General features: G+C 75.6%; 2 protein-coding genes. Both read left to right on the plus strand.

All coding sequences use genetic code 11. The features are described 5' to 3' along the window. Positions 1-8 precede the first annotated feature (8 nt). A complete protein-coding gene (locus tag UWG_RS0108965) occupies positions 9-1226 on the plus strand; it encodes a threonine synthase (RefSeq protein ID WP_016906867.1) in 1218 nt (405 codons plus the stop codon). Positions 1227-2019: 793 nt separating this feature from the next. Beyond that, positions 2020-2628 (plus strand): class I SAM-dependent methyltransferase, encoded by a 609-nt coding sequence (locus UWG_RS0108970; protein ID WP_016906868.1) that lies wholly within the window; start codon positions 2020-2022, stop codon positions 2626-2628. The last annotated feature ends 409 nt before the right edge of the window (positions 2629-3037 follow it).

A 3037-nucleotide genomic window follows, 5' to 3' on the forward strand; every position in this document is an offset into this window, starting at 1 on the left:
CTCCCGCCATGGCCCCCGACACCCGCTCCACGGCCCGCTGCCAACGCTCCCTCGGCGACCCGGAGTTCACGTACCCGCTGTGGCCTCCCCAGGTGCGCGGCTGCCCCCGTACGGCGACGGACGACGTCGTCTATCCCGTGGAGGTGGACTACGCCTACGAGGAGGTCCCGCGCGGCCTCTTCGACGGGGCAGCCGCACCGGCCCCCGGGCTCGACCGGTGGGCGCCGCTGCTGCCCCCGCTCACCGCGCCGGGCCTGGGCGAGGGAGGGACGCCGCTGCTCGACCTCGGCGGCGGCGTCTGGCTCAAGGACGAGTCGCAGAACCCCACGTGGAGCCACAAGGACCGGCTCAACCGGATCACCGCGTCCGCAGCCGTCCACGAGGGCGCGCCCGGCGTGGTGGTCGCCTCCTCCGGCAACCACGGGGCCTCGGCAGCCGCCTTCGCGGCCCGGTCAGGACTGCGGTGCGTCGTCCTCGCCTCCGCGGAGGCGCCGCCGGCCGTCGCCTCGTTCCTGCGGGCCTACGGTGCGGTCGTGCTCCCGGTGCCCGTCGAGACGCGGTGGCCGCTGCTCTCGCGGATCAGCGAGCGGCTCGGCCTGCATCCCGTGAGCAACCAGACGCGCACGCACACGGGCCACGGCTTCGGGCCGGAGGGGTACAAGAGCGTCGCCTACGAACTCCACGGCCAACTCGGCGTCCCCGCCGCCGTGTTCGTGCCCACCGGGTACGGCGAACTCCTCTACGGTGTCTGGAAGGGATTCCGGGAGCTGCGGCTCCTCGGGGTGACCGACCGGCTGCCGCGGATGTACGCGTGCGAGCCGTCGGCAGGGGGACCGCTCGCCGCCGCCCTCCGCTCCGGGGCGCCCGCGGCGGTCGTACCGCCCGGCGCCTCCCGCGCGTACGGCGTCAACTGCACGGCGGGGGGCCACCGCGGAGTGCGCGCCGTGCGGGAGAGCGGCGGTGGCGCCTTGCTCGTCACCGACGACGAAATGGCCTCCGCCCAAACCGAGTTGGGCGCCGACGGGCTGTGGGTCGAGACGTCCTCCGCGGCCGGGCTCGCGGGCTACCGCCAGCTGCGTGCGGTGACGCAGTTCGACGGGCCCGTGGTGTGCCTCTCGACGTCGAGCGGCTTCAAGGACCTCGGTGTCGGCGAGCGCCCTCTGCGCCCCGTCGAGCCGACGTGGGAGGCGGTGGCGGGGGAGCTGCGGAGGGCAGGGCTGGGGTGACGGCTGCTCGCGGGCCGGGGCTACTGGCGTGGTGCGTGCGTCGGGGGTTCTCCGGGTGGACGCTGCGGGCGTTCGCCCGGTCGGTCGTGCCGGTTCGGAGGGCGGCCTTCGGCGGTTCAGGCGCGGACTCGGGTGCGGGCTTCACGGGCGGGGGCCGCGGTCGTGCCGAGCGGTCCCGGCCGGTGCTGAGGTGGCCCGTCCGGTGCGTCGGGTTTTTGGTGGACGGGTGCGCGTCGGGTGGCTGCTCGTTTCGGTGCGGAGGGTGGTCTCGGCGGTTCGAGTGCCGTGCTGGTGTGGTTCGACGGCCGGTGCGGGTGTGGTGAGGGCTGCTCTTTCGACGGCTGCGCCAGGTCGTTGCGGGGCTCGGGGCTGACCGGGGTTCGGACGGAAGGGCCGGCGCGCTCGGTGGCCGGGGTGCGGTGTGGGCAGGGCGCTTCTCGTGCGGTCGCGTCCGAACTGTCGGGGTGTCGACCCGCGGTGTGTGGGGAAGTCGGGTGCTCTCGGCGTCCGGCGGCTCCATGGTGGCGTTCGTGGCTTGAGTAGGGCGTCGGCGTCGCCGTGGGGCGGGCGTGGTGGGAGACGAGCCGGTTTCGCGGCGCGTCCGCGTACACGTGGGCGCGCGGTGCGTAGATGGCAGGATCGGCGTGACCGGCTGCGCCGGTGCACCGCTGTGGTGCCTCGGCGCGGGGCCGCGCTCGGGGGCGTGCCGGATGGGCGCGCCCGCCGGCGCGGCGGACTGGCGGCCGGAGTGACGAGCAGCGCGCCCGAGAGGCGCCGGAGAGGGCGGAGAACGATGGACTCCGAGGAATGGGACCGGCGTTACACGGAGACGGAGTGGATCTGGAGCGCCGACCCCAACGTCTGGGTGGTGCGCGAGGCTTCCCCGCTGGCGCCGGGGCGCGCGCTCGACCTGGCGGCGGGCGAGGGCAGGAACTCGGTCTGGCTCGCCGAGCACGGATGGCGCGTCGACGCGGTCGACTTCTCCGCCGTCGCCCTCAACCGCGCCGACCGCCTCGCCGTGCACCAGGGCGTGGAGATCACGACGCACCACGCGGACGTCAGCGACTTCGCACCCGAGCCCGCGGCGTACGACCTCGTCCTCCTCTCCTACCTCCACCTGCCGGGACCCGAGCAGTCGCGGGTCCTGCACACGGCGGCGGAGGCGGCGCGCGTCGGTGGGACGCTCCTTCTCGTCGGGCACGACGTGGACAACCTCGAGCACGGCACCGGGGGGCCGCAGGACGCGACGGTCCTCACCTCCGTCGAGCAGGTGACCGGGGCGTGGAGGGAGCATGCGCGGATCGAGTACGCGGCGGTGGAGCGGCGGACGGTGCGGCAGGAGGGCATGCCGAAGGACGGCGTCGAGGCGTTGGACACGGTGGTGCGCGCCGTGCGCGAGTGAGCCGGCCGGGGGCGCGGGACCCGTCGCTGCCCAGCGGCTTGCCGTCCGGTTCCGTGGTGGTCGTGCCTTCGCCGGGGCCGTCGTGCTGCGTTCGGGGCGGCGAGCGGGTGGCCTTGCGCGTGTCCGGTCGGCCCGCTGCGGAGCGGCATCGAAGGGCGTGCCGTTCGCGGTGGCGGAGCCGCTGCTCGTCGGATCGCTCGCGGACGGACGAGCAGGGCAGGGTCAGCGTGGGCCGGGACCGGGCGGGTCGGGGACGCGCGCTCTTCGGGGCAGTGGCCGCGCTCCGCCCGTGCCGGGTACGTCCGCGTGGCCGACCCGATCACGTACCGCGGTGCACCCCCCTGCGCGCAGAGGGCGCACCGCGGCGCCCACGGGCGGGGCGGGCGCCGCCCCACAGCCGGGGCTGTGG

Origin of the sequence: Streptomyces xiaopingdaonensis (assembly GCF_000262345.1) — a bacterium.
Lineage (GTDB): Bacteria > Actinomycetota > Actinomycetes > Streptomycetales > Streptomycetaceae > Streptomyces > Streptomyces xiaopingdaonensis.

Bases quoted from the DNA above. Each gene is read 5' to 3' on its own strand.
- UWG_RS0108965 (WP_016906867.1), top strand. From the start codon at position 9: ATGGCCCCCGACACCCGCTCCACGGCCCGCTGCCAACGCTCCCTCGGC.
- UWG_RS0108970 (WP_016906868.1), top strand. From the start codon at position 2,020: ATGGACTCCGAGGAATGGGACCGGCGTTACACGGAGACGGAGTGGATC.